Source organism: Micromonospora sp. LH3U1, assembly GCF_028475105.1.
Lineage (GTDB): Bacteria > Actinomycetota > Actinomycetes > Mycobacteriales > Micromonosporaceae > Micromonospora.
The window spans coordinates 6,096,212-6,117,802 of the sequence record NZ_CP116936.1; the positions used below are offsets into that span (position 1 = coordinate 6,096,212).

General features: G+C 73.0%; 15 protein-coding genes and 1 pseudogene. 3 read left to right on the forward strand and 13 right to left on the reverse strand.

Annotated features, from left to right (window positions below):
* Position 1 precedes the first annotated feature (1 nt).
* On the forward strand, positions 2-463 hold the full coding sequence (locus PCA76_RS27935) for an RrF2 family transcriptional regulator (protein ID WP_272613423.1): 462 nt from the start codon (positions 2-4) through the stop codon (positions 461-463).
* A 107-nt stretch (positions 464-570) separates the two neighbouring features.
* Here PCA76_RS27935 and PCA76_RS27940 read toward each other — a convergent pair whose 3' ends face one another.
* The 8 genes and pseudogenes from PCA76_RS27940 to dapE all read right to left on the reverse strand — a co-directional run bounded on the left by PCA76_RS27940 (position 571) and on the right by dapE (position 13,019).
* Entirely contained in the window at positions 571-771 is a 201-nt protein-coding gene (locus PCA76_RS27940) for a hypothetical protein (protein ID WP_272613424.1), read from the reverse strand.
* Positions 772-1,009: 238 nt separating this feature from the next.
* Positions 1,010-2,323 carry a DEAD/DEAH box helicase gene (locus tag PCA76_RS27945; protein ID WP_272613425.1) on the reverse strand — a complete coding sequence of 438 codons (1,314 nt, stop codon included), beginning with the start codon at positions 2,321-2,323 and terminating at the stop codon, positions 1,010-1,012.
* A gap of 223 nt (positions 2,324-2,546) precedes the next feature.
* A complete protein-coding gene (gene cspE / locus PCA76_RS27950; protein ID WP_101369720.1) occupies positions 2,547-2,750 on the reverse strand; it encodes a transcription antiterminator/RNA stability regulator CspE in 204 nt (67 codons plus the stop codon).
* A gap of 226 nt (positions 2,751-2,976) precedes the next feature.
* Positions 2,977-6,381 carry an ATP-dependent helicase gene (locus PCA76_RS27955; protein ID WP_272613426.1) on the reverse strand — a complete coding sequence of 1,135 codons (3,405 nt, stop codon included), beginning with the start codon at positions 6,379-6,381 and terminating at the stop codon, positions 2,977-2,979.
* Positions 6,382-6,408: 27 nt separating this feature from the next.
* Positions 6,409-9,868, reverse strand: a pseudogene (locus tag PCA76_RS27960) (ATP-dependent helicase).
* 281 nt (positions 9,869-10,149) lie between these two features.
* Positions 10,150-10,695, reverse strand: coding sequence for a TIGR00730 family Rossman fold protein (locus tag PCA76_RS27965; RefSeq protein WP_272613427.1), 546 nt, complete (start codon positions 10,693-10,695; stop codon positions 10,150-10,152).
* Positions 10,695-11,558 carry a TIGR00730 family Rossman fold protein gene (locus PCA76_RS27970; protein WP_272613428.1) on the reverse strand — a complete coding sequence of 288 codons (864 nt, stop codon included), beginning with the start codon at positions 11,556-11,558 and terminating at the stop codon, positions 10,695-10,697. The genes PCA76_RS27965 and PCA76_RS27970 overlap by 1 nt, the downstream gene beginning before the upstream one ends.
* 387 nt (positions 11,559-11,945) lie before the next feature.
* On the reverse strand, positions 11,946-13,019 hold the full coding sequence (dapE, locus tag PCA76_RS27975; RefSeq protein ID WP_272613429.1) for a succinyl-diaminopimelate desuccinylase: 1,074 nt from the start codon (positions 13,017-13,019) through the stop codon (positions 11,946-11,948).
* Between the two features lie 79 nt (positions 13,020-13,098).
* Here dapE and dapD point away from each other — a divergent pair, with 79 nt between their 5' ends.
* The gene (gene dapD / locus PCA76_RS27980; protein ID WP_272613430.1) at positions 13,099-14,058 is read left to right on the forward strand and encodes a 2,3,4,5-tetrahydropyridine-2,6-dicarboxylate N-succinyltransferase; all 960 of its coding nucleotides are present in this window, start codon (positions 13,099-13,101) and stop codon (positions 14,056-14,058) included.
* Between the two features lie 50 nt (positions 14,059-14,108).
* Here dapD and PCA76_RS27985 read toward each other — a convergent pair whose 3' ends face one another.
* The gene (locus PCA76_RS27985) at positions 14,109-17,423 is read right to left on the reverse strand and encodes a S8 family serine peptidase (protein ID WP_442930169.1); all 3,315 of its coding nucleotides are present in this window, start codon (positions 17,421-17,423) and stop codon (positions 14,109-14,111) included.
* 140 nt (positions 17,424-17,563) lie between these two features.
* Between PCA76_RS27985 and PCA76_RS27990 the strand changes: the two genes are divergently transcribed.
* Positions 17,564-18,121, forward strand: a complete 558-nt coding sequence (locus tag PCA76_RS27990; RefSeq protein WP_272613431.1) for a sugar O-acetyltransferase — start codon at positions 17,564-17,566, stop codon at positions 18,119-18,121.
* A 55-nt stretch (positions 18,122-18,176) separates the two neighbouring features.
* On the opposite strand, the gene PCA76_RS27995 is transcribed toward PCA76_RS27990, so the two are convergent.
* From PCA76_RS27995 to PCA76_RS28010, 4 genes are all read right to left on the reverse strand, one after another.
* A complete protein-coding gene (locus PCA76_RS27995; protein ID WP_272613432.1) occupies positions 18,177-18,824 on the reverse strand; it encodes a nucleoside/nucleotide kinase family protein in 648 nt (215 codons plus the stop codon).
* Positions 18,824-19,474, reverse strand: a complete 651-nt coding sequence (locus PCA76_RS28000; protein WP_272613433.1) for an SIMPL domain-containing protein — start codon at positions 19,472-19,474, stop codon at positions 18,824-18,826. The genes PCA76_RS27995 and PCA76_RS28000 overlap by 1 nt, the downstream gene beginning before the upstream one ends.
* A 10-nt stretch (positions 19,475-19,484) precedes the next feature.
* A complete protein-coding gene (locus PCA76_RS28005) occupies positions 19,485-20,504 on the reverse strand; it encodes a prephenate dehydrogenase (RefSeq protein WP_272613434.1) in 1,020 nt (339 codons plus the stop codon).
* A gap of 97 nt (positions 20,505-20,601) precedes the next feature.
* Entirely contained in the window at positions 20,602-21,573 is a 972-nt protein-coding gene (locus tag PCA76_RS28010; protein WP_272613435.1) for a DUF4034 domain-containing protein, read from the reverse strand.
* Positions 21,574-21,591 lie beyond the last annotated feature (18 nt).

Below are 21,591 nucleotides of genomic sequence, written 5' to 3' on the forward strand. Positions count from 1 at the left end.
CGTGTACGTCTCCGCGCGCAGCGACTATGCGCTCCGGGCGATGCTCGCCGTCGCCGCCGCCAGCCGCGGTGGCGACGGCGACGGCGGTGGTGGTGGCGGCGGGTTGGTGAAGGCGGCCAGTCTGGCCGAGGTGCAGGACATCCCGCTCAGCTTCCTACAGGGCATCCTGCTCGATCTGCGCCGAGCTGGTCTGCTGCACAGCCATCGCGGCGCCGACGGCGGGTACGCGCTGACCCGCCCACCCGACCAGATCACCGTCGGGGACGTGCTGCGCGCGGTCGGCGGCTCGCTCACCACGGTGCGCGGTCTGCCGGCCGAGCGCGCCGGTTACCACGGGGTGGCCGCGGGGCTGACCGATGTGTGGCTGGCGGTGCACGGGGCCATCGCCACGGTGGTCGACAGCACCACCCTGGCCAACCTGCTCACCCACAACTCGACCGACCACGCCCCCACCACCTCGTGAGCGGCGGAGGCGATGTGGTCGGGTCGGTGCCCCGCCAACCCGACCACACCTCGTACCGATCCTGACCGGGCCTGCCCCTCCGCCGGCACCGGTAGGCCGGTCGCTGCTCAGCCCACGTGTGCGACCGACGGGCCGGAGCCCGGGCCGCCAGGGCTGTGCAGCTCCACCAGACCGGCGGGAGCATTACCCGCCGGGGTGGCGTGCCAGGGCGCGAAGGCCGCAACCATGGCGAGCAACAACCCGGCGAGCGCGACCGCGACCACCAGGATCAGTTCGCGCAGTGCACCCGAGCCGGCTCCGCCCGCCATGGTCACCCCTCCCGTGCCGGGCCCCCCGCCCGACTTCCCCCCGCCGGTCAGCTTCGACCACGCCCAGCCGCCGCGCAGTCGGCCAGCCGACCCAGCGGAGGCTGATTACCGACTCAGAAACGTGGGCCGTGCGGCGCGTCCCGCTGTCCGGTCGGGCCGCACGGATAGCCAACCGGCCCGCGCAGACAAAACCGACCCGCCCAGCCGAAGCGGGGCGGGTCGGTCGAGGCTTACAAGATCAGACGGTGCGGGGGCGGCGCGGGCGGCGGGACCGACCCGACGCGCGGTGCGCCGGCCGGGCGCCACCGTCGGCAGCCGAGCTGCCGGCCGTACGGACCCGACCAGCAGGCGCCGGCGGGGCCACGATGGTCACCGGCACTCCGGACGGCTCGCGAGCACCGGTCACCCGGGCCAGCGCCTCGCCATCGGAGCGCACCTGGACCGACTCGGGCCGGATACCGGCGGTGGCCATCAGCCGGGACACGTCCCGGCGCTGCTCGGGCAGGACCAGGGTGACCACGGAGCCGGACTCGCCGGCCCGGGCGGTCCGGCCGCCCCGGTGCAGGTAGTCCTTCGCCTCGGTCGGCGGGTCCACGTTGACCACCATGTCCAGGCCATCCACGTGGATGCCCCGGGCCGCCACGTCGGTGGCGACCAGGGCGGTCACCTGGCCGTTGCGGAACTGCTCCAGGATCCGGGTGCGCTGCGGCTGGGACTTGCCGCCGTGCAGCGCGGCCGCGCGTACGCCCTTGGAGAGCAACTGGCGGGCCAGCCGGTCGGCGCGGTGCTTGGTGCCCATGAACAGGATGGTGCGGCCCTCACGGGCGGCGATCCGGGTGAGCGCGTCGGGCTTGTCCAGCGCGTCGACGTGCAGCACGTGGTGGGTCATCGCGGTGACGGTGGCCGTGCCCGGGTCGACCGAGTGGGTCACCGGGTTGCTCAGGAAGCGGCGGACCAGCCGGTCCACACCGCCGTCCAGGGTGGCGGAGAACAGCATCCGCTGCCCCTGCGGCGCGACCTGCTCCAGCAGCTTGGTGACCTGCGGCAGGAAGCCCATGTCGGCCATCTGGTCGGCCTCGTCCAGCACGGTGATCTCGACCTGGTCGAGCCGGGCGTCACCACGGTTGATCAGGTCGTGCAACCGGCCGGGGGTGGCGACAACCACCTCGGCGCCAGCGCGCAGCGCGTCCGCCTGCCGCTGCAACGACAGACCGCCGACGACGGTGGTGCAGCGCAGCCCGACGGCGCGGGCGTACGGGGCCAGCGCGGTGGTGACCTGCTGGGCCAGCTCGCGGGTCGGCACCAGCACCAGGGCCAGCGGGCGACCCGGCCGGGCCTTACGGCCGGCGGTGCGGGACAGCAGCGCAAGCCCGAAGGCGAGGGTCTTGCCGGAGCCGGTACGACCCCGGCCCAGCACGTCCCGGCCGGCGAGCGAGTCGGGCAGCGTCGCCGTCTGGATCGGGAACGGCTCGGTGATGCCCTGCGCGGTCAGCGCGGTGAGCAGCGCCGGTGCCAGGTCGGTATGAGCGAAAGAAGGAATAACTGTGGTCATGCGGAAGCCTTCCTCGACGCGGCACGTGTCGAGGGAGGGCGCCGAAGTCGGCGCTGTCAACCGGCGGCACGAGGCAGCCAGGACTCACAAGCACGAACCGATTGGAGTACGGGCCGGCCCGCCGCCGGGCCGCCGCCTGCGTATGCAGACGGCGGCGAGGCGGGCCGGTCCCGTCACCGTCACACCCGGAGGGCGCGACAGGTAATGCTGACCAATCCGAAGATCAGATCGGGCGGATGTTCTCCGCCTGCGGGCCCTTCTGGCCCTGGGTGACCTCGAACTCGACCCGCTGGTTCTCGTCCAGGCTCCGGTAGCCGGAGGACTGGATCGCCGAGAAGTGGGCGAAGACGTCAGCGCCGCCGCCGTCCGGGGTGATGAAGCCGAAGCCCTTGTCAGCGTTGAACCACTTCACGGTGCCAATAGCCATGTGTTTCGTCTCCTTGACGGAACGTCGGACTCGCACTTGTTGCGTGCCCGAAGAGGAGCGCTCCGCGCGGGGATGCGCGAATCGCCTGTCGCTTCTGGTCGCCCCGCCCGGAGAACTCCGGACACAACAAAGAGCGCCTGGGGCCACAATCCCGCCAGGCGCACACAGAGTCTCTGGTAACCAAAACTGCAACCCGGTCAACCTACCACGGATTTTCCCGCCGCGGTCAATGTTGGGCGGAATCTTCGGGCAACTGGGCGATCATGGCCGTGAGCCCCGTCACATCCAGCAGATCGGCGGGCCGGACCGTCACCCCGTGCCGGACGTAATGGAACGCCGCGCCCACCCGGTCGACCGGCACACCCGCCAGCTCCGCCCAGGCCAGCCGGTACACGGCCAACTGCACGGCGGCCACCTCCGCGGCCGTCCCGGCGGGCTGCGCGCCGGTCTTCCAGTCGACCACGTCGAACCGTCCACCCGGCCGGGCGAAGACCGCGTCCATCCGCCCCCGCACCACGACTCCGGCGATCACCGTGGCGAACGGGACCTCCACCTCCACCGGTGACCGGTCGGCCCACTCGCTGGCCAGGAACCGCTCCTGGAGCTCGACGAGCGCCTCGTCGGGCGCGGCATCCGCGTCGGCCGCACCGGGCAGCTCGTCCAGGTCCAATAGGCGGTCAGCACCGAAGCGCTGCTCCAACCAGGCGTGGAAGGCGGTGCCTCGGCGGGCGTACGGGTTGGGCTCGGCCGGCACCGGGCGGCGCAGCGTACGGGCCAGCGCCGCCGGGTCGCGCCGCAACGCGACAAGCTGGGTGACGCTCAACTGCCCGGGCAGGGCCACCTCGACCGCACCGGAGAGCCGGGTCAGCTCGGCCCGCTCAGCCAGCAGCAGGTCCGCCTCGCGCTGCCAACGCGCCACCTCCGGGTCCACCCCAGAGTCCAGCTCGGGACCGACCTCCGGGTCGTTCGACACCACCGGCCCGGCGACCACCGCAGCCGGACCGTCGGTCATCAGGCGGCGCACCAGCCCGGCGGCCTCGGCCAGCGCCGGCCGGCGCCCGCCCAGCGGGTCGGCCGGCCACTCGGCGCGGAGCACCACCTCAGCCGTGGGGTTCGTCGCATCCGGGGTCGGCTCCGGCGCCCACGCGTCGATCAGGTGCCCCGGCCCGCCGTCGAGGCAGGCGTCGTACACCTCGCGGAGGAAGACCGACGGACCTCGCGGCCGCTTCGTGCCCTCGCCCCACCAGTAGCCGGAGCAGAGCAGCAGCCGGCGCGGCCGGGTGACCGCCACGTACGTCAGGCGGCGTTCCTCCCGCTCGTCGTGGGCCCGCCACGCGTCGGTGAAGTCGGTCACCGCCCGAGCCACCGCCCGCTGGTCCGCCGCCTCGTCGAGCGCCAACTCGGGCAACCCGTCGGCGTCGCCGCGCAGGGGGAACGGCAGCACGCCCAGCCCGCCCAACCAATGGTCGGAGTTGCGTACCGGCCCCGGCCACAGCCCACGGCTCAGCCCGGCCACCGCCACCACGTCCCACTCCAGGCCCTTGGCGGCGTGCGCGGTCACCACCTGCACCGCCCCCTCCACCACCTCGACCTCGCCCGGCGCCAGACCCCGCTCCTCGTCCTCGGCGGCGGCCAGATAGGACAGGAACCCGGAGAGCGTCGCGCCGGGCGTCTCCCCGCTGAACCGGGCCGCCACGTCACCCAGGGCGTCCAGGTGACCCCGGGCCAGGCCGGCGTCGCCAGCGCCGTCCCGGCCGGCCCGCACCGCTACCTCCACGTCCAGGCCGATGGTCCGCTCGATGTCCGCGATCAGGTCCGGCAGGGCCTGGTCCAACCGGTAGCGCAACAGCGCCAACTCCCGGCCGTACGCGCGCAGCCGCGCGAAGCCCTCCGCCGAGTACGCCTGCGCCGGCCCGAGATCGGCCAACGCCTCCACCAGAGTCGCCTCGTCCAGCAGGTCGGGGCTGATCTCCGAGGTGTCGTCGGCGGCCACCTGTCGCCGCGCGTTGGCGATGGCCCGAGCCCGGCGGTGCAACGCCACCAGGTCGCGCGGCCCGATCCGCCAACGGGCGCCGGTGAGCAACCGCAGCAGCGCGGCACCGTCGGTCGGGTCGGCCAGCACCCGCAACGTGCAGACCACGTCGCGTACCTCGGGGGTGTCCAGCAGGCCGCCCAGCCCCACCACCTCCACCGGGAGGCCGCGCTCGCGCAGCGCCGACTCGATCGCCGGAATCTGACTGCGGACCCGGACCAGCACGGCGGTCGTCGGGCGCTGCGCCACCGGGATGTGCTCGGGGGCCGCGCCCGGCAGCCGGGCCGCCCCACGCCAGGCGGCGAGGACACTGTCGGCGATCCAGCCGGCCTCGTCGGCGTACGTGGGCAGCATCGCGCAGTGCACCGTGCCGCCGGCCGCACCACCCGGGCTGCGGTGCGGGATCGGGTCCTGGACGGTCAGCGCGGAGCGCAGCTCCGGCACCTGGGCACCCGCCGCCCGCAGCGGTGTCGACAGCGCGTTCGCCACCCGGAGGATCTCCGGGCGGTTGCGCCAGCTCGTGGTGAGCCCAAGCGCCTGGGCCGGCTGACCGTCGGTGCGGGCGAACTCGGTGGGGAACCGGTCCAGGGTGCCGGCACTGGCCCCCCGCCAGCCGTAGATCGACTGACACGGGTCGCCCACCGCGGTCACCGGGTGCCCGCCACCGAACAGCGCGTTGAGCAGCACCACCTGGGCGTGACTGGTGTCCTGGTATTCGTCGAGCAGCACCGCCCGGAAGCGGTCCCGCTCGATCTCGCCGACCCCCGGGTGATCCCGGGCCACCCGGGCCGCCCGCGCGAGCTGGTCGGCGAAGTCCATCGCCTCGAAGTCCTCCTTGCGCCGGGCGTACGCCCGCACCAGCGGCAGCAGGCGCAACCGGGTCTGCTGCAGGTTGAGCGCCTTGCGCACGTCGGCGTACACCCGACCCGGCCGGGACTGAACCTCGGCGAAGAACCGACCGGTCCAGGCCGCCAGTTGGTCCGGCGCGACCAGGTGCTCGTCCAGCTCCCCCGCGAGCGCCAGCACCGCGTCGGTGATGGTGCTCGGCATCCGGTCCACCTCGGACATGTCGCCGTCGTAGTTGCGCACCAGCAGGTCGACCAACTGCCAGCGGGACGCCTCGGTGAGCAGCCGGGTGGACGGCTCGTAACCGGCGCGCAGCCCGTGCTCGGTGACGATCCGTCCGGCGTACGAGTGGTACGTGGAGACGGTGGGCTCACCGGCGAGCGGGTCGTCCAGCGGATCCCGTCCCTGCCGGCCGAGGCGGCGGATCAGTTGGTCGAGCCGGGCCCGTACGCGGTGAGCCAGCTCGCCCGCCGCCTTACGGGTGAAGGTCAGCCCGAGGATCTGCTCCGGGCGCACGTACGAGTTGGCCACCAGCCAGACGACCCGCGCGGCCATCGTCTCGGTCTTGCCCGACCCGGCTCCCGCGACCACCAGCAGCGGCTCCACCGGGGCGGCGATGATCGCGGCCTGCTCCCGGGTCGGCGCCGGCAACCGCAGCAGCTTGGCCAGCTCCATCGGCGTGTACCGGGGCCCGGAGTCCGCCAGCCGGGGCGCCGGCGCGGGACCCGCGCCGAACAGGGTGGGTTGGCTCACGGTGCTGTCTCAGGTCGCAACACCGGCTCACTCCTCGCCCTCACGGTTTCGGACGGTTGGCGGCTCGACCACCTGACGCCCCTGCCCGGAGACCGGGCAACTGGTGCGCACCGGGCAGACCCGGCACTTCGAGTTGGCCACCGCGGCGAACGTGGCGGCTGCCATCGTATCGGCGGTCCGCCGGACCAGCGCGGTCGCCCAACCGGCAGCCGGCCCCTCACTGGCCGCCGGCTGATTCTGCTCCCTGGCATCCTTGGCGGAGGTGCCGAGCTGCACCAGCGCGGCGCCACCCGACTCTTCACCGAACTCGGCGAACGCCCCCGCCTCCACCGCCGCCTGGTAGGCGCCGAGCTGCGGATGCTCAGCCAACTCGGTGCCGGTGACAGCGGTGGACTTGCCGGTCTTCAGGTCGATCACCACGAGCCGCCCGGCCTCGTCGACCTCCAGCCGGTCGACCCGACCGGTCAGGTCGACCGGCCGGTCCGGGTCGTCCAGGCGGACCGCGAACTCGTGCTCGATGGCGAGCAGCCGACGCGGGTTGGTGGCCAGCCAGCGCAGGAGCTTGTCGACCATCGCCTCGGCGCGCTCCCGCTCCGGCCCGGCCATCCACCGGGCCGCCAGCTCGATCGCGTCGAACCGGGCCGCCACGTAGTCGAGCAGAGCGCCCCGGTCGGCGCTGGCGTCCTCGGCGAGCATCGCGGCGGCGTGCACCAGGTTGCCCACCCCCTGCGCGGTGCTGGTCGGGCCACTGCCGCCGTGCCGTTCCAGCAGCCACCGCAGGCTGCACCGCAGCGCGCTCTCCATCGCCGACGGGGTGACCCGCACCGGATCCCCGTCGTCGACGAGTGGCCGATCGTCGGAGAGCGCGCGCAGTCCCCACCAGTCGTCCGGATGCGCACCGGGAACCCCGGCGGCGGCGAGCCGGGCCAACTCGGCCGCCGCAGCGCGCCGCCGGGCCGGCGGGGCGGCCGGGTCGGTGATGGCGGTACGCAGCTCGGCGACCAGCGCCGGCAGGGTGAGCGCCCGAGGTGGACGGGTCACCGGCAGCGCCCCAGGACGGTCCGGCTCGCCGTCACCACCGCTCACGCCATCGGTCGTGCCGCCGGTCGTGCCGTTGGTCGTGCCGCCGGTCGCGCCCTTGGTCGCGCCGTCGCCGGAGGGCGTGGCATTCGCTGGGCTGACGGCGGGATCCCCGGCCTGCGGGCCGCTGCGTGGGCCGGGCGGTGTCGTCGGGTCGGGCGGTGTCGTCGGGTCGGCCGGCCCGGCACCGCTCGACGGTCTGGGCGGCGCGGCGGGGGCCAGCTCATGCAGGAACCGGCTCGGCTGCTCCTCGTGGTCGTCACCGCCGACGGCGGCCGATGCCACGGCGCTGACCAGCAGCCGGTGCCGGGCGCGGCTGATGGCGACGTGGAAGAGCCGGCGTTCCTCGTCCAGCAACGCCGAGGTCTGACCCACCACGTTCGCCGCGGTGGCGCCGCCGACGGACCGGCCGGCCAGCACGTCGACCAGGCGCTCGGAGCCGAGCAGACTGCCGCGCAGTCGCAGGTCCGGCCAGATGCCCTCCTGCACGCCGGCCACCGCGACCAGGTCCCATTCCAGACCTTTCGCGGCGTGCGCGGTGAGCAGGCGTACCGCTGCGCCCCGGTCGGCGGTCGGGGCGATGGTGTCGGCCGGCAGGTCCTGGGCGAGCACGTGGTCGAGGAAGACCTCGGTGCGGGCACCGGGCAGCCGGTCGGTGAACCGGGCCGCCGCGTCGAAGAGCACCAGCACGGCGTCCAGGTCGCGGTCGGCCGCTTCGGCCCGCCGCCGCCGGGACAGGTCTCCCTCGCCGGCCTCCGGCCGCCCCTGGTTGATCGCGCCCGCCCAGCGCTCGGCCAGACCACTGGCGTGCCAGACGGCCCAGAGCAGGTCCTCGGCGGTCGAACCCGGCCGGGCGGCGGCGTCCCGTGCGGTGGCCAGCAGCGCGGCCACCGTCTGCGCCGGCTCCGCCCAGCGCCGGTCGATGCCGGCCAGCTCCGCCGGATCGCGCAACGCCTCGACGATCAGCTCCCCGGAAGGGCGTCGGTCACCGCCAGCCAGCGCGAGCGCACGCAGGCCCTGCCGCAGCCGCCGCTCGGCCAACGGGTCGGCCCCACCCAACGGCGAGTGCAGCAGCGCGACGGCCGTCTCTTCGTCCAGTCGGTCCGGCTCCAGCGCGCAGCGCAGCAGGAGCAGCAGCGGCGCGACCGCCGGTTGCAGGTGCAGGGGCAGGTCCTCGCCGTGCACCACGGTGGGTACGCCGGCAGCGTGCAGTGCCCGTCGCAGGGTGGGCAGCTGCAACGCGGTGGACCGCACCAGCACCGCCATCCGCGACCAGGGCACGCCGTCGAGCAGGTGGGCCGAGCGCAGCGCGTGGGCCAGCCAGGCGGCCTCGCTGGTCGCCGAGCGGAACGTGTGCACCTCGACCGTCCCGGGGGCGCGTCCGGCAGCGGGTGCAGCCGGCGGTGCGCCGAGGGCCGCGCAGCCGGCGGCCCAGTCGGGCGATCGCGGCGAGCAGACCCGGCCCGGCCCGGTACGACGTGGTGAGCAGCACCTGCGCGGCCGGCGCTCCGGACGCGGTCCGGAAGCGGTGCGGGAACGTGGTCACCCCGGCCGGGTCGGCGCCCCGGAAGGCGTACGTGGAGGAATCCGGATCGGCGAACGCGACAAGCGACTTGCCACCGCCGGCGATCACCGAGAGCAGCTCCAGCTGGGCGGGGTCGGTGTCGGCCAACTCGTCGAGGTACACGTGGGCGAGCCGCCGGCGCTCGGCGGCCAGCAACTCCTCGTCGTCGCGCAGCAGCCCGGTGGCCGCTCGGACCAGCTCGGCCGGGTCGTACGCGATGGAGCCCCGGTTGCTGACGTCACGCAGCGCGAGCACGGCGACGTACTCCCGCAGGAAGCGGGCGGCGGCCGGCCAGTCGGCGCGGCCGAGCTTCTCGCCGAGCCGGGCCAGGTCGACCGGACCCACGCCGCGCTCGGCGGCGCGCATGAGCAGGTCGCGCAGCTGACCGGCGAAGGCCCGGGTCCGCAGGGCGGGGCGCAGGTCGGTCGGCCAGCCGACCGGGTCGTCCTCGGGCTCCTCGCCCACCACGTCGAGCAGCTCACGGATGATCAGATCCTGCTCGGGGCCGGTGAGCAGCCGGGGGGACGGCTCGCCCCGTTCGGCGGCGGCTCGGCGGAGCAGCCCGAAGGCGTACGCCGGGAAGGTGCGGACCAGCGGCTCGCGCAGCACCCGGTGGCCGTCCTGCGCGACCCGGGCCTCAATGCGCTGACGCAGCGCGGTGGCGCCTCGGCGGCCGAAGGTCAGCACCAGGATCCGTTCGGGGTCGACCCCCTCGGCCACCCGGGCGGCGACCGCCTCGACAAGCGTGCTGGTCTTGCCGGTGCCCGGTCCACCGAGCACGAGCATCGGCCCGTCGGTGTGCCCGACCACCTCCGCCTGCACCGGATCGACCCGCCGGACCATCCCCTCGGCGGGCAGGACGGCGCCCACGGACGCGCCGCTGCCGGCGGCCACGGTGCCACCACCCGGCCCGTCCCCCGGCGCCGGCCCCGAGGACCGCCGCACCAACCGGTACGCCTGCATCAGCTCATCCCATCACGCCCATACGACACCAACCCCCGCCAACCCACACCCCCAACCCCACCCCCTCTCCCGTCGATCATGAAGTTAGCGGCGCGACACGCCGACAGCCGCGCCGCTAACTTCATGATCGACGGGAGAGGGGGGCGGAGGGCCGGGTGAGGTCAGGTTAGGTGGGACTCCAGGGTGTCCAGGGCGGCGGGGACGGACGTGGCCACCGTCAGGAGATTGCGGCCGGCGGACTTGAGGAAGTTCTGGTCGGCCAGCGCGTCGAGCCAGTCCAGGAGTGGACGGTAGAACCCGTCGGTGTCGATCAGCACCATCGGCTTCGAGTGCAGAGCGAGAGTCGCGGTGGTCCAGACCTCGAACAGCTCGTCCAGGGTGCCCAGTCCGCCGGGCAGGGTGAGGAACGCGTCCGACTTCTCGATCATCAGGGTCTTGCGGCTGGCCATCGAGTCGGTCACCAGCAGCTCGTCCGAGGCCAGGTCGGCGACCTCCAGATCGACCAGCGACTGTGGGATCACCCCCACGGTGCGCCCACCGGCGGATCGCGCGCCGTCGGCCAGTGCGCCCATCATGCCGACGCAGCCGCCACCACTGACCAACGTGTGCCCGCGCCGGGCCAGCTCCGCACCGGTCTCGGCGGCCAGGTCCAACCAGCGCTGATCGAGGGTGCGGGAGGAGGCGCAGAAGACGCAGATCGCCGCCATCAGTTGTCCCGCGGCTGCTCGGCGGCCTGTTCGGCGGCGGCCTGCTGGTCCGCGCCGGTACGGGCGACGGCCTCGTCGCGGACCGCCTCCTGCTCGACGGAGAGTGCGGCCTCCGCCTCGACGATGTGCCGGACCGCGGCGTTGACGTCGTCGGTGAGGCAGATCAGGTCCAGATCGACCGGCCCGATCTTGCCGTCGGCGGCCATCGTGTCGCGCAGCCAGTCGAGCAGGCCCTGCCAGTAGGCGACCCCCATGAGCACCACCGGGAACCGGGTGACCTTGCCGGTCTGCACCAGGGTGAGCGCCTCGAACAGCTCGTCCATCGTGCCGAACCCGCCGGGCAGTACGACGAACGCCTGGGCGTACTTGACGAACATCGTCTTGCGGGCGAAGAAGTAGCGGAAGTCGATGGCGAGGTCGACCCACTCGTTGATGCCCTGCTCGAACGGAAGCTCGATGCCGAGCCCGACGGAGAGCCCGCCGGCCTCGCTGGCGCCGCGGTTGGCGGCCTCCATCACCCCCGGCCCACCCCCGGTGATCACGGCGTAGCCGGCTCGGGCCAGCGCGGCGCCCACCTGCTCGGCCAGCTGGCACTCGGCGCTGTCCGGCCCGCTGCGCGCGGAGCCGAAGACGCTGACCGCCGACGGCAGGTCGGCGAGGGTGTCGAAGCCTTCGACGAACTCGGAGAGGATGCGCAGCGCGCGCCACGCGTCCTTGGTCTTCCAGTCGCCCCGACCACGTGAATCCAGCAACCGCTGATCGGCGGTGCTGCTCGGGATCGCGCCTCTGCGCAGCGTGACCGCGCCCCGGTGCCGCTCTCGTCCCGGACCGTGACCGGCCTCCCGCCCGTTGCTCTGGCTCATGGGGCAACCGTAGTGGAGCCGCACCTTCCGGGTGCGCGGGGCGCGGACGCCGAGAAATAGTTTGGGATCATGGGCAACTATTCCGCTCCCCCGTACGTCTTACTATTCACATACCGGGTATGCCCCGGCGCGCGCCTTCGGGGGAGGAGACAGCGTGATCAGCAACAGCGAGATGATCCGGATCCGTCGCCAGATGCAGCGACGGATCCGAGACGTGGTGGCCGAACGCCGCCGCACCCGCCAGCAGGACCCAGTCCCCCTATCCCTCACCTCCCCCGCAACCCCCGCCCCATCCGCAGCCGATCAAGAGGTTTGCGTCGCCGACAACGGGCCCGGCTGACGCAAGCCTCTTGATCACCCGGCGCGACCGGCACGGCCGGGTCGGGGTCAGGCTGGGGCCAGCCAACGGTGCAGGGTTGCCGCACCGTCACGGATCTTGCTGATCTCGACGTGCTCGTCCTTGTGGTGGGCGAGGTTGGGGTCACCCGGACCGAAGTTCAGCGCGGGGATCCCCATGGCCGCGAACCGGGCCACGTCCGTCCAGCCCAGCTTGCCGATCGGCGCCGCGCCCACCGCCGCCAGGAACTCCTTAGCCGGAGCCGCCTCCAGCCCGGGGGCTGCACCGGCCGCCGCATCGGTCACCGCCACCTCGAAGCCGGCGAAGACCTCCCGCAGGTGCTCCTCCGCCGCCGCCGGGTCGCGGTCCGGCGCGTACCGGTAGTTGACCTCGATCTCGCAGCGATCGGGGATCACGTTGCCGGCGACGCCACCGTTGATCCGCACCGCGTTCATTCCCTCGCGGAAGTCGCACCCCTCGATGGTGACCCGGCGTGCCTCGTACGCTTGGAGCCGCCGCAGCACCTCACCGGCCGCGTGGATGGCGTTCACACCGTGCCAGGAGCGCGCCGCGTGCGCCCGCTCACCCGTCGTCGTCACGATGGCCCGCATGGTGCCCTGACAGCCCGCCTCGACGATGCCGTACGTCGGCTCCAGCAGCACCGCGAAGTCCGCCTCCAGCCACTCCGGGTACGCCTGGTGGACCAGGTTGAGCCCGTTGTACTGCGACTCGATCTCCTCGGCCTCGTAGAAGAAGTACGTCACGTCGTAGCGCGGGTCGGGCAGCGTCACCGCCAGGTGCAGCGCGTACGCGACACCGGACTTCATGTCGGAGGTGCCGCAGCCGTACATCAGGTCGCCGCGCATGGTCGACGGAAAGTTGTTGTTCAGCGGCACCGTGTCGAGGTGCCCGGCCAACACGACGCGCTGCGACCGACCGAGGTCGGTGCGCGCCATCACCGTGTTGCCGTGCCGGTGAGTCGTCAGGTGCGATACGCCCCGCAGCACCTCTTCGACACAGTCGGCGATCGCCTTCTCGTTCAGGGATACGGACTCTATGTCGACCAGAGCGCGGGTCAGCTGCACCGGATCGGCGAGGACCTCGGGGGTCAGCGGGTTCTCCATGGTTCGCACGGTACCTTCAGGTCTGTCAGCGTGATGAGCGAGCTTGCGGCCATCCCGGCCGCGACCGAGGGGTGTAACAGTGACGTCCGCAGATTCCGCCTGGGGCATCGGCCTGGCCACGGTCACCGCAGACGAGCAGGTGCTCGACACCTGGTACCCGACCGGCAAGCTGGGCCTGGGCGAGCTGCCACTGGTCGCCGGTGAGGACAAGGCGGACGTGCTCGACCTGCCGCCGGCCGCGCTCGGTGACCGGTCACTGCCCGGTCTGCGTACCGTCCAGGTGGTCACCGTGATCGGCTCCCTGGACGATCCGATCAAGGACGCCTCGGACGCGTACCTCCGGTTGCACCTGCTCTCGCACCGCCTGGTCCGACCCAACCAGCTCAACCTCGACGGCATCTTCGGCAAGCTGGCCAACGTGGCCTGGACGTCCGCCGGGCCGTGCCCGCCGGAGCGGGTGGACGAGCTGCGGGTGATCGAGCGGGCGGCGGGTCGCCACCTGGCGGTGTACGGGGTGGACAAGTTCCCCCGGATGACCGACTACGTGGTCCCCTCCGGTGTGCGGATCGCCGACGCCGACCGGGTCCGCCTCGGCGCGCACCTGGCCGCCGGCACCACCGTGATGCACGAGGGCTTCTGCAACTTCAACGCCGGCACGCTCGGCACCTCGATGGTCGAGGGACGGATCGTGCAGGGCGTGGTGGTCGGCGACGGCTCCGACGTGGGCGCGGGCGCATCGATCATGGGCACCCTCTCCGGCGGTGGCACCGACAAGGTCCGCATCGGCGAGCGCAGCCTGGTCGGCGCGAACGCCGGCATCGGCATCTCCCTCGGCGACGACTGCGTGGTCGAGGCCGGCTGCTACGTCACGGCCGGCTCGAAGATCACCCTGCCGGACGGCCGGGTGGTCAAGGCCCGGGAGCTGTCCGGCGTCGACGGTCTGCTGTTCTGGCGCAACTCGGTGACCGGCGCGCTGGAGGCCCGGCCGCGCACCGGCCGCGGCATCGAGCTGAACGCCGCCCTGCACGCCAACGACTGAGCGACCCGCCGGGTCGCGGCACTCGGCCGCGGACCCGGACGGGGTACGCCTCAGCGCAACCGGTACGCCTGAATGATGCGTTCGGTCACCGTGTTGCCAGCGGCGTCCCGGGCGGTGGCCCGCAGGGACGCGTAACCGGTCCCGGCGGGATGCCGGACGGTGGCCGTCCAGCCGTGCCCTCCGTGCCGGACCCGAGCGGGCTGCCAGCTTCGTCCGCCGTCGTAGGAGACGTCCACGGTCAGCTTGGTCAACCGCGACCCGGCGGCGCCGGGTTGCCGCTGCACCTGCACCGGGATGACCAGACGACGGCCGGCGGCAGCGCTGTTGTCCGCGTTGAGCGGCGGTGCGAACCGGATGGCCGACACCGGCAGCCTGCGATAGTCGTCGCCGGTGACGTGTCGGGAACGGAACGTCCACGCCGTGCTGACCTCGGTGCTGAGGTCGGTGAAACTCCGCGTCGACGACACCTCCAGTCGGTAGCTGGCATTGCCGGGCGGCACGGTGAACTGCCCGAAACCCGGCTCCGGCGACTCGCCGACCAGTTTGCCGTTGCGGTAGAGGGCGGTCCGGGCGGCGTCGGAGACCGACCCACCGGCGTGCCCCTCGGCGTCGCTGTGCAGGGGAACGTCCACCCGGATCTCGTCACCGATTCGGGTGACGCCCTGGCCCGGCCAACGCGGCGTCGGGAACGACGTCCCGTACGGCGCGCTGTTCCAGCTCTCCCGGGTGTGCCAGCCGGCCCGGTACGCCCTCGGTTCGGCGATCAGCACCGCCTTTCCGTCGAGCCACCCGTCGTCGGTGGGCACCCCGAACATCAGCTCCGAGTACCACCGCACCCCACGGGTGTTGTAGTGCTCGACCCGCTGCCCGGGCACCGCGGTGGGCAGATTGACCGCCCAGCTGCCCACGTCGGGGTCGAGCTGCGCGAAGACCACCCGGTCCGCGATCAGACCCGGATAGCCGCCCCGGAACTGGTGCGTGACGCTGGCCAGATCCTTACTGCGGTACGTCTTGTCGAACCCGGTCGGCATCCGGCCGGGGAAGGTCTCGGCGAGCGCGTACAGGTAGGGGCTGCTGGCCACCTCCAGTTGTGCCCACTGGCTGCTCACCGTCGCGACGAACCGTTCACGGGACACCGCTCGGCCGAGGTGCCCGGTGGCCAACCCGGTGAAGTCGGACGAGAGGATGCCGAACCCGTGGTAGCTGCCGTCGTCGCCGAAGAAGATCGCTCCGATGTCCACCAGTGCCGGCGCGGCCGATCGCTCCGGAACGGCCATCCGCACCGGTCGGGCTTTCCGGGCGTCGACGGTGACCGCCGTGTCGCTGTCGACGACCAGCTCCGGTTGGGCCAGCTGGGCGAGCCCGTTCTCGGCGAAGAGAATGCTGACGAGCCCGTAGCGGCCCTTCGGCACCCGGATGTCGACGGTGCCGTCCGGGTCGTACAGGTCGTAGGAGACGGAGTTGTCCAGGTTGACCAGCGCGGTGACGTGTTCCGCGGCAGCCGCTCCCGTGGCGTCCAGGTGGCGCACCGTGACCTGGTAGCTCTCCACCTCCCGGTTCACCGCCACCGGGGTGACCACAACTGTCGTCCCGGAGCGGGCCACGATCCGCCCGGCCCAGTAGCCGTCCGTGCCGATCCGGGTGTCCACGGTGACCGTGGTGCCGGCGGTGCCGCCGGCCGGCACGGTGACCTGGCCCGCCGCCAGGGTGAACAGGCCGGCAGGCGCAGGCTGCCCGTCCGGTCCGGTCACCTCGAGGGTCAGGTCCAGGGTGATCGGGTCCGGCCCGTCGTTGCGCCAGCCGACCTCCCGGGTGGTCGGGATGTCGTCGTCGTGCGGCCAGGCCGGCTGCCCGAAGGCGAGGCTGACCGGGTCGCTGACCACCCGCTGGGTGATCGCACGGGCCACGTCGACCCGGCCGGCACCCTGCTGGAAGGAGGTCTGCTCCGGGTGCGGCTTCGCCGAGGCCATCAGGGTCGCCTTGAGCTGGGGTGCCGCCCAACCGCTGTGCTGCTGGGCGAGCAGCGCCACCGCGCCGGTGACGTGCGGCGCGGCCATCGAGGTGCCGGAGAGCGCGACGTACTTCTCCCCCACCGGGTCGCCGAGCAGCGTGCCGTCGCCCCGGGCGGCGACGATCTCCACCCCGGGTGCGGTCAGGTCCGGCTTCAGCCCGCCGTCGCCCACCCGAGGGCCGCGGCTGGAGAAGTCAGCCAGCGCGTCGTCGCGGTCCACCGCGCCCACCGACAGCGCGGCATCCGCGGTGCTCGGTGAGCCGACCGAGCCGTCCGTGCCGGCGTTGCCCGCCGAGATCACGAAGAGCGCGCCGGTCTGGGCGGTCAGTGACTCGACGGCCGCCTCCAACGGGTCGACGTCGGGCGTGTCGGGACCGCCCAGGCTCAGGTTGATCACGTCGGCGTGCTGGTCGACGGCGGCCCACTGCATGCCGGCCAGAATCGCGGACTCCGCGCAGCCCTGGTCCTCACAGACCTTGCCGTTGAGCAGCGTGGCGTCCGGGGCGACGCCCCGATACTTGCCACCGGAGGCGGCACCGCTGCCGGCGATGATCGAGGCGACGTGGGTGCCGTGACCGACGGTGTCACCGGCATCGGTGGCCTCGGTGAAGTTGTGCGACTCGCCGACCCTGCCCGTCAGGTCGGGGTGGCCGGCATCGATACCGGTGTCCAGCACCGCGACGCGGACGCCCTGACCGGTGAACCCCGCCTGGTGCGCGGCGGGCGCGCCGATCTGCGGCACGCTGTGATCCAGGGTGATGTGTCGTTGGCCGTCGAGCCAGATCCGGTCGGCACCCCCCGCCGTGCCGACCCGGGCGCCGGTCCCGGTGAGCGCCGCCCAGACCGCCGTGGCGCGCTGCTTGTCCGCCGTCGCGGCCACCCCGCCGATCGCGGGCAACTGCGCGGTGACGGTCAGCCCGGTGGGCGCGGCAACGCGCTGCCGAGCACCCGCGCCACTGGTGACCAGCACCGGCAGATGGTCCCGGCGGGCGTCGTCGTAGCCGGCCGCGATCAGCCCGGTCACGTTGAACAGTCGCCGGTCGACCCGGCCGGACCGGACCAGCGGTAGGGCGTCCTGCGGCAGCACGGTGAGCTGGCCACGGTCGCGGGTGGTGAAGAACCGCAGATGAGTACGACCGGGCGCGGGTCGGACCGCGGCGGACCCGGACGCGGTGACGGTGACCCGATCGCCGGTGAGCAGGGTGACCGTCTTCGTGGTGGCGGCGCCGGTCGCGGAACGCGGGGCGGCGCCAGGGGCGGTGGTGGATGGGTTGGCCACGGCGGTCACCGGAGTGCCCAGTACGAGGGCTGCTACGGCGGTGACGGCGGCGGCCATTCTGCTGCGTCGATGCAACGGATCCTCCTCGGTGGAGCGTTGATATCCATGAGAGGCATAGACCGCCGCCAGTATTACATACCCGGTATGCAAAATAGGGGTCGAAAATATGACGGACCTGCCAACCGACGACGGGATCGGCGGGCATCATCGACCGGGTGACCTCCATGAAGGACCGAATGCTCGCCGGCGAGCCGTACCTGGCGGATGATCCCGAGATCATCGCCGACCTGGACCGAGCTGCCCGGCTGATGGAACGCTTCAACACCAGTGCCGCAGCCGACCCGCAGGCCCGCCTCACGGCACTGCGTGACCTCCTCGGCGACGTGGGCGAGGGCACCTGGATCCGCCCACCGTTCTACTGCGACCACGGCTGGCAGATCCGCATCGGGCCCCGCAGCTTCGTCAATTACCACGCGGTCTTCCTCGACGTCGCACCGATCACCATCGGTGCCGACGTCCAGATCGGACCGAACGTGCAGCTGCTCACACCGACCCATCCGGTGGAGCCCGGTCCGCGCCGCGACAAGTGGGAGGCCGCCAAGCCGATCGTCATCGGCGACAACGTCTGGCTCGGCGGCGGCGCCATCGTGCTGGCGGGCGTGACGATCGGCGCGAACACCGTCGTCGGCGCGGGCGCGGTGGTCACCCGGGACCTGCCCGCCAACGTGGTCGCGGTCGGCAACCCCGCCCGGCCGGTCCGCGAGCTCGACTAACGCCTGGGCTCGACGTCGTGGAGTAACGCAACCCGGTGCGCCCCGGCGGTCTCGGTCAGGCCGCCGGAGGCTCGGTCAGGCGGACCACCAGATCGGCATGGTCGGCGGTGGGGGTGATGAGGGCGGCGTTCGACTCGTCGCTGCCCAGCGCCCACGCCCGTGCCTGCTCCGGCGACCGGCCAAACGCCTCGTGCCGGGAGGCCAGCCGACGCTGCCGCACCTCGACGTCCAGGTCGAGGAACCACGCCTCGTGCAGCAACGAACGGATCTCCTGCCACGGGAAGTCCGGCAGCAGCAGATAGTTGCCCTCGGTCACCACCAGTCGGATCGACGGCGGGACCTCGATCGCCCCGGCCACCGGCTCCTCCAACTCCCGCCGGAACTCCGGTGCGTAGACCGAGGTCGGCTCCAGCCAACGTAACCGGCGCAGCAGCGAGACGTAGCCATTGGCGTCGAAGGTGTCCACCGCACCCTTGCGGTCGGCGCGTCCCAGCCGGACCAGCTGCGACTGCGCCAGGTGGAAGCCGTCCATCGGCACGAGCCGGGCGGCCGATCCGACCTCGGCCACGATCCGCTGCGCCAGCGTGGACTTCCCGGCGCCCGGCGCACCAGCAATGCCGAGCAGCTGTCGCGGACCAGCCTCGGCCAGCGCGCACGCCCTCGCCACCAACTCCTCGACGGACAGCACCCGGGCCGGCGGCATCAGCCCAGAACCGGGTCGCTGATGGTGAACCGCGCCTGCACCGCCGCCTGCACGGTCTGCGGCTGCGGGTCCAACTCCAACTCCGGTGCGCCGCCACCCGCGCCGCCTCCGACGTCGAACGCCGCACGGGCGAACATCGGCCGGTCGGCCGAGCCGGCGTCGGCCAGCTCGATCAACGAGGTGACCTGGGCACCGAGCGCCTCCGCGTACTCCCGTGCCCGCAGCAGCGCGTCGTTGATCGCGGCGTGTCGGGCCTCGCGGTGCGCGGGGCTGTCCGGGCGAAGCTCCCACCAGGGCCCGGCCACCTCGACCTGGTCCTGGTCGGCCAGCCGGAGCATCAGCTCGCCGAGGGCGGTGAAGTCGGTGACGGTGACGGTGGTGGTGACACTGCCGTGCCAGGCGATCACCCGCTCGCCCGAGCGGCGGGTCTCCGGCCGCACCCGCAGGTCACCGGTCTCCCGTCGCGCCACCGCCGGCCCGGAGCCGTCCAGCAACACCCGGACCGCGGCGGCACGCTCGGCCAGCCGAGTCAGGGTGGCTTCCCGGTCCCGATCTCGCGCTGTCGCGGTGACCGCGAACCGGGCCAGCTCGGGCGGCACCTCCCGGTACGCCTCGCCGCGCACCTGCACCACCGGACTGTCCACCGCCATGCCCCTCAGCCTAGTCAGCTACCGGACGCCACGCGGCGTAGGAGACCGCGTCCGAGCCGACCTGACACCCCGTCAGGTGCCCCCCGGCGTCACCCAACCCTCGCAGCCAGGTCACCTCGGCGTCGTGGTCGCCGCCGGTCGGGAATTCCCGGGCCTGACCGGCGAACCGCCGGTCCAGCAGCGCCGACCGGGCCGCCCTGGCTTCCGCGTACCGGGCGATGAGCGCCGGTGCGTCGTCGGCCCGCAACGCGGCGGCCAGCCCGTCCAGGAACGCGCGGACCCCGGCCAACTCGTCCAGCACCCGGTCGCGGTTGCCGAGGAGCATGTTCGCGGTCCGCTCCGCCGGGGTACCGGCGACCCGCGTGCCGTCGGAGAAGCTGCCCGCGGCAAGCGCCAGCACCGCGTCGCGCAGCGGCGCCCGCTGTGCCGCCCCGGCCAGCGCACCGGCCAGCAGGTGCGGCACGTGTGAGGCGAGCGCGGCCACCGAATCGTGTGCCGGTGCCGACATTGGCACGACCCGGGCGCCGAACAGCTCCACCAGCAGCCCGGTCAGCCAGCGAAAGGCGTCCGTCGCGGCGCCCGTCGCCGGGCAGAGCACCCAGGCGGAACCAGCCAGCAGGGTCGGCGAGGCGGCGGGCAGGCCGGCGGACTCCGCACCGGCCATCGGGTGCCCGGGAACGAACCGGTCGGCGAGCCCGAGCCGATTGGCTGCCTCGGTCACCTCGACCTTGGTGCTGCCGACATCGGTGAGCACGCAGCCGGGCGCGGTCAGCTCGGCCACCCGGGCCAGGGTGCGCGGGAGCGTGGGCAGCGGGCCGCAGAGGAAGACCACGTCCCGGTCGGCCACGGCCTGCTCGATCGTGGCCGGGGCGATCACCCCCCGATGCTGGGCCCGCTCACGGGTCGCCGGGTCCGGATCCCATCCGGCAACGTCCAGGCCGGCATCGGCCAGGCGCAGCAGCACCGAACCGCCGATCAGGCCGGTGCCGATCACCGCCGCCCGTACCCGCGCACCGGGCCTGTCCACCATCCGCGCACCTCGGCCTTCCTGCTGGGGTGCGGGGCCGACGCGGCCCCGACCAGGTCCGGGGCCGAGGATATCGCCAGGGCCGAGCCACGGACGCGGGTCAGTCCTCGACGGCCATCGCGTCGTCACGCCACGCGATGAACGGGATCGCCGGATTGCCGTTGATGTACTGCCAGGGCCAGGCGGTCACCTGATCGCCGATCACCTCGAACTGGCCGGCGGCGGATCGTAGGTCCCCGACCTTCGAGAAGCCCATCGCGAAGGTGTTGTGCACGCTGGCCCAGCCCGGCTGGCGCCGGTAGTCGGGGTGACGCACCGAGTGGTCGGCGGCGGCGGCGAGTTCTGCACGCACCGCGTCATCGTCCAGGTACTCGTCGTCCTCGCCGACGGGCAGGTCCAGCCACTTCTCCAGGTGCGCGACGACGACCAGGTGCCCGAGCGCCGAGCCGGCCGGCGACTTTGCCACCGCCGCCCGTGCGAACTCGAACATCTCCTCGTGGCTGCCGTACCACTTGTGGCAGCGGTACTGGAGCATCTGCTCGTGTGCGATCCGGTGCCACGGGTGCCGGGTGACCACGTCGTCGAAACGCCGGGTCGCCTCGGCCCGGTCCACCTGGCGGCCGCGTGCCGAGGTGACCAGGAAGGTGCGCGCGGTGGTGTCACCCGGGTCGCGGTCGACCACCTCGTCCAGGCAGTTCTCGGCCAACCGCAGCCGCCGCCAGAACTCCTTGAACTGATCCTCGCTCACCTGCGAGGCACGGGCGCTGCTGCGGGCCTCCCAGGCCCAGTAGACCGCATGCGCCCCACGGACCAGCACCGGCAGCGTCGACCGCGGTTCGGCCTCGATCCACTCACCGATCCAGTCCTGTAGGCCGTCCACGTTGGCAACCGCCGAGACGTAGAAGGCGTGATCGTCCGGATCGGTCACCGGGGTGAGCAGATCACGGATGGCTCCCCAGTCCCGCCGCTCGCCGGCCTCCCGCAACGCCCGCGCGGTCGGGTCACCCTCCGTCGGGTCCACGGTCAGCGTGGGCACCGCCACCTGCTTGCTGCTACGCCGGAACGGCCACATGCCGAATTTTCCTCTCAC

Coding starts and splice junctions, on each gene's coding strand:
- PCA76_RS27940 (WP_272613424.1), bottom strand. CDS start 771: ATGGCGGGCGGAGCCGGCTCGGGTGCACTGCGCGAACTGATCCTGGTG.
- PCA76_RS27945 (WP_272613425.1), bottom strand. CDS start 2,323: ATGACCACAGTTATTCCTTCTTTCGCTCATACCGACCTGGCACCGGCG.
- cspE (WP_101369720.1), bottom strand. CDS start 2,750: ATGGCTATTGGCACCGTGAAGTGGTTCAACGCTGACAAGGGCTTCGGC.
- PCA76_RS27965 (WP_272613427.1), bottom strand. CDS start 10,695: ATGGCGGCGATCTGCGTCTTCTGCGCCTCCTCCCGCACCCTCGATCAG.
- PCA76_RS27970 (WP_272613428.1), bottom strand. CDS start 11,558: ATGAGCCAGAGCAACGGGCGGGAGGCCGGTCACGGTCCGGGACGAGAG.
- dapE (WP_272613429.1), bottom strand. CDS start 13,019: ATGGAGAACCCGCTGACCCCCGAGGTCCTCGCCGATCCGGTGCAGCTG.
- PCA76_RS27995 (WP_272613432.1), bottom strand. CDS start 18,824: ATGCCGCCGGCCCGGGTGCTGTCCGTCGAGGAGTTGGTGGCGAGGGCG.
- PCA76_RS28000 (WP_272613433.1), bottom strand. CDS start 19,474: ATGGCGGTGGACAGTCCGGTGGTGCAGGTGCGCGGCGAGGCGTACCGG.
- PCA76_RS28005 (WP_272613434.1), bottom strand. CDS start 20,504: ATGGTGGACAGGCCCGGTGCGCGGGTACGGGCGGCGGTGATCGGCACC.
- PCA76_RS28010 (WP_272613435.1), bottom strand. CDS start 21,573: ATGTGGCCGTTCCGGCGTAGCAGCAAGCAGGTGGCGGTGCCCACGCTG.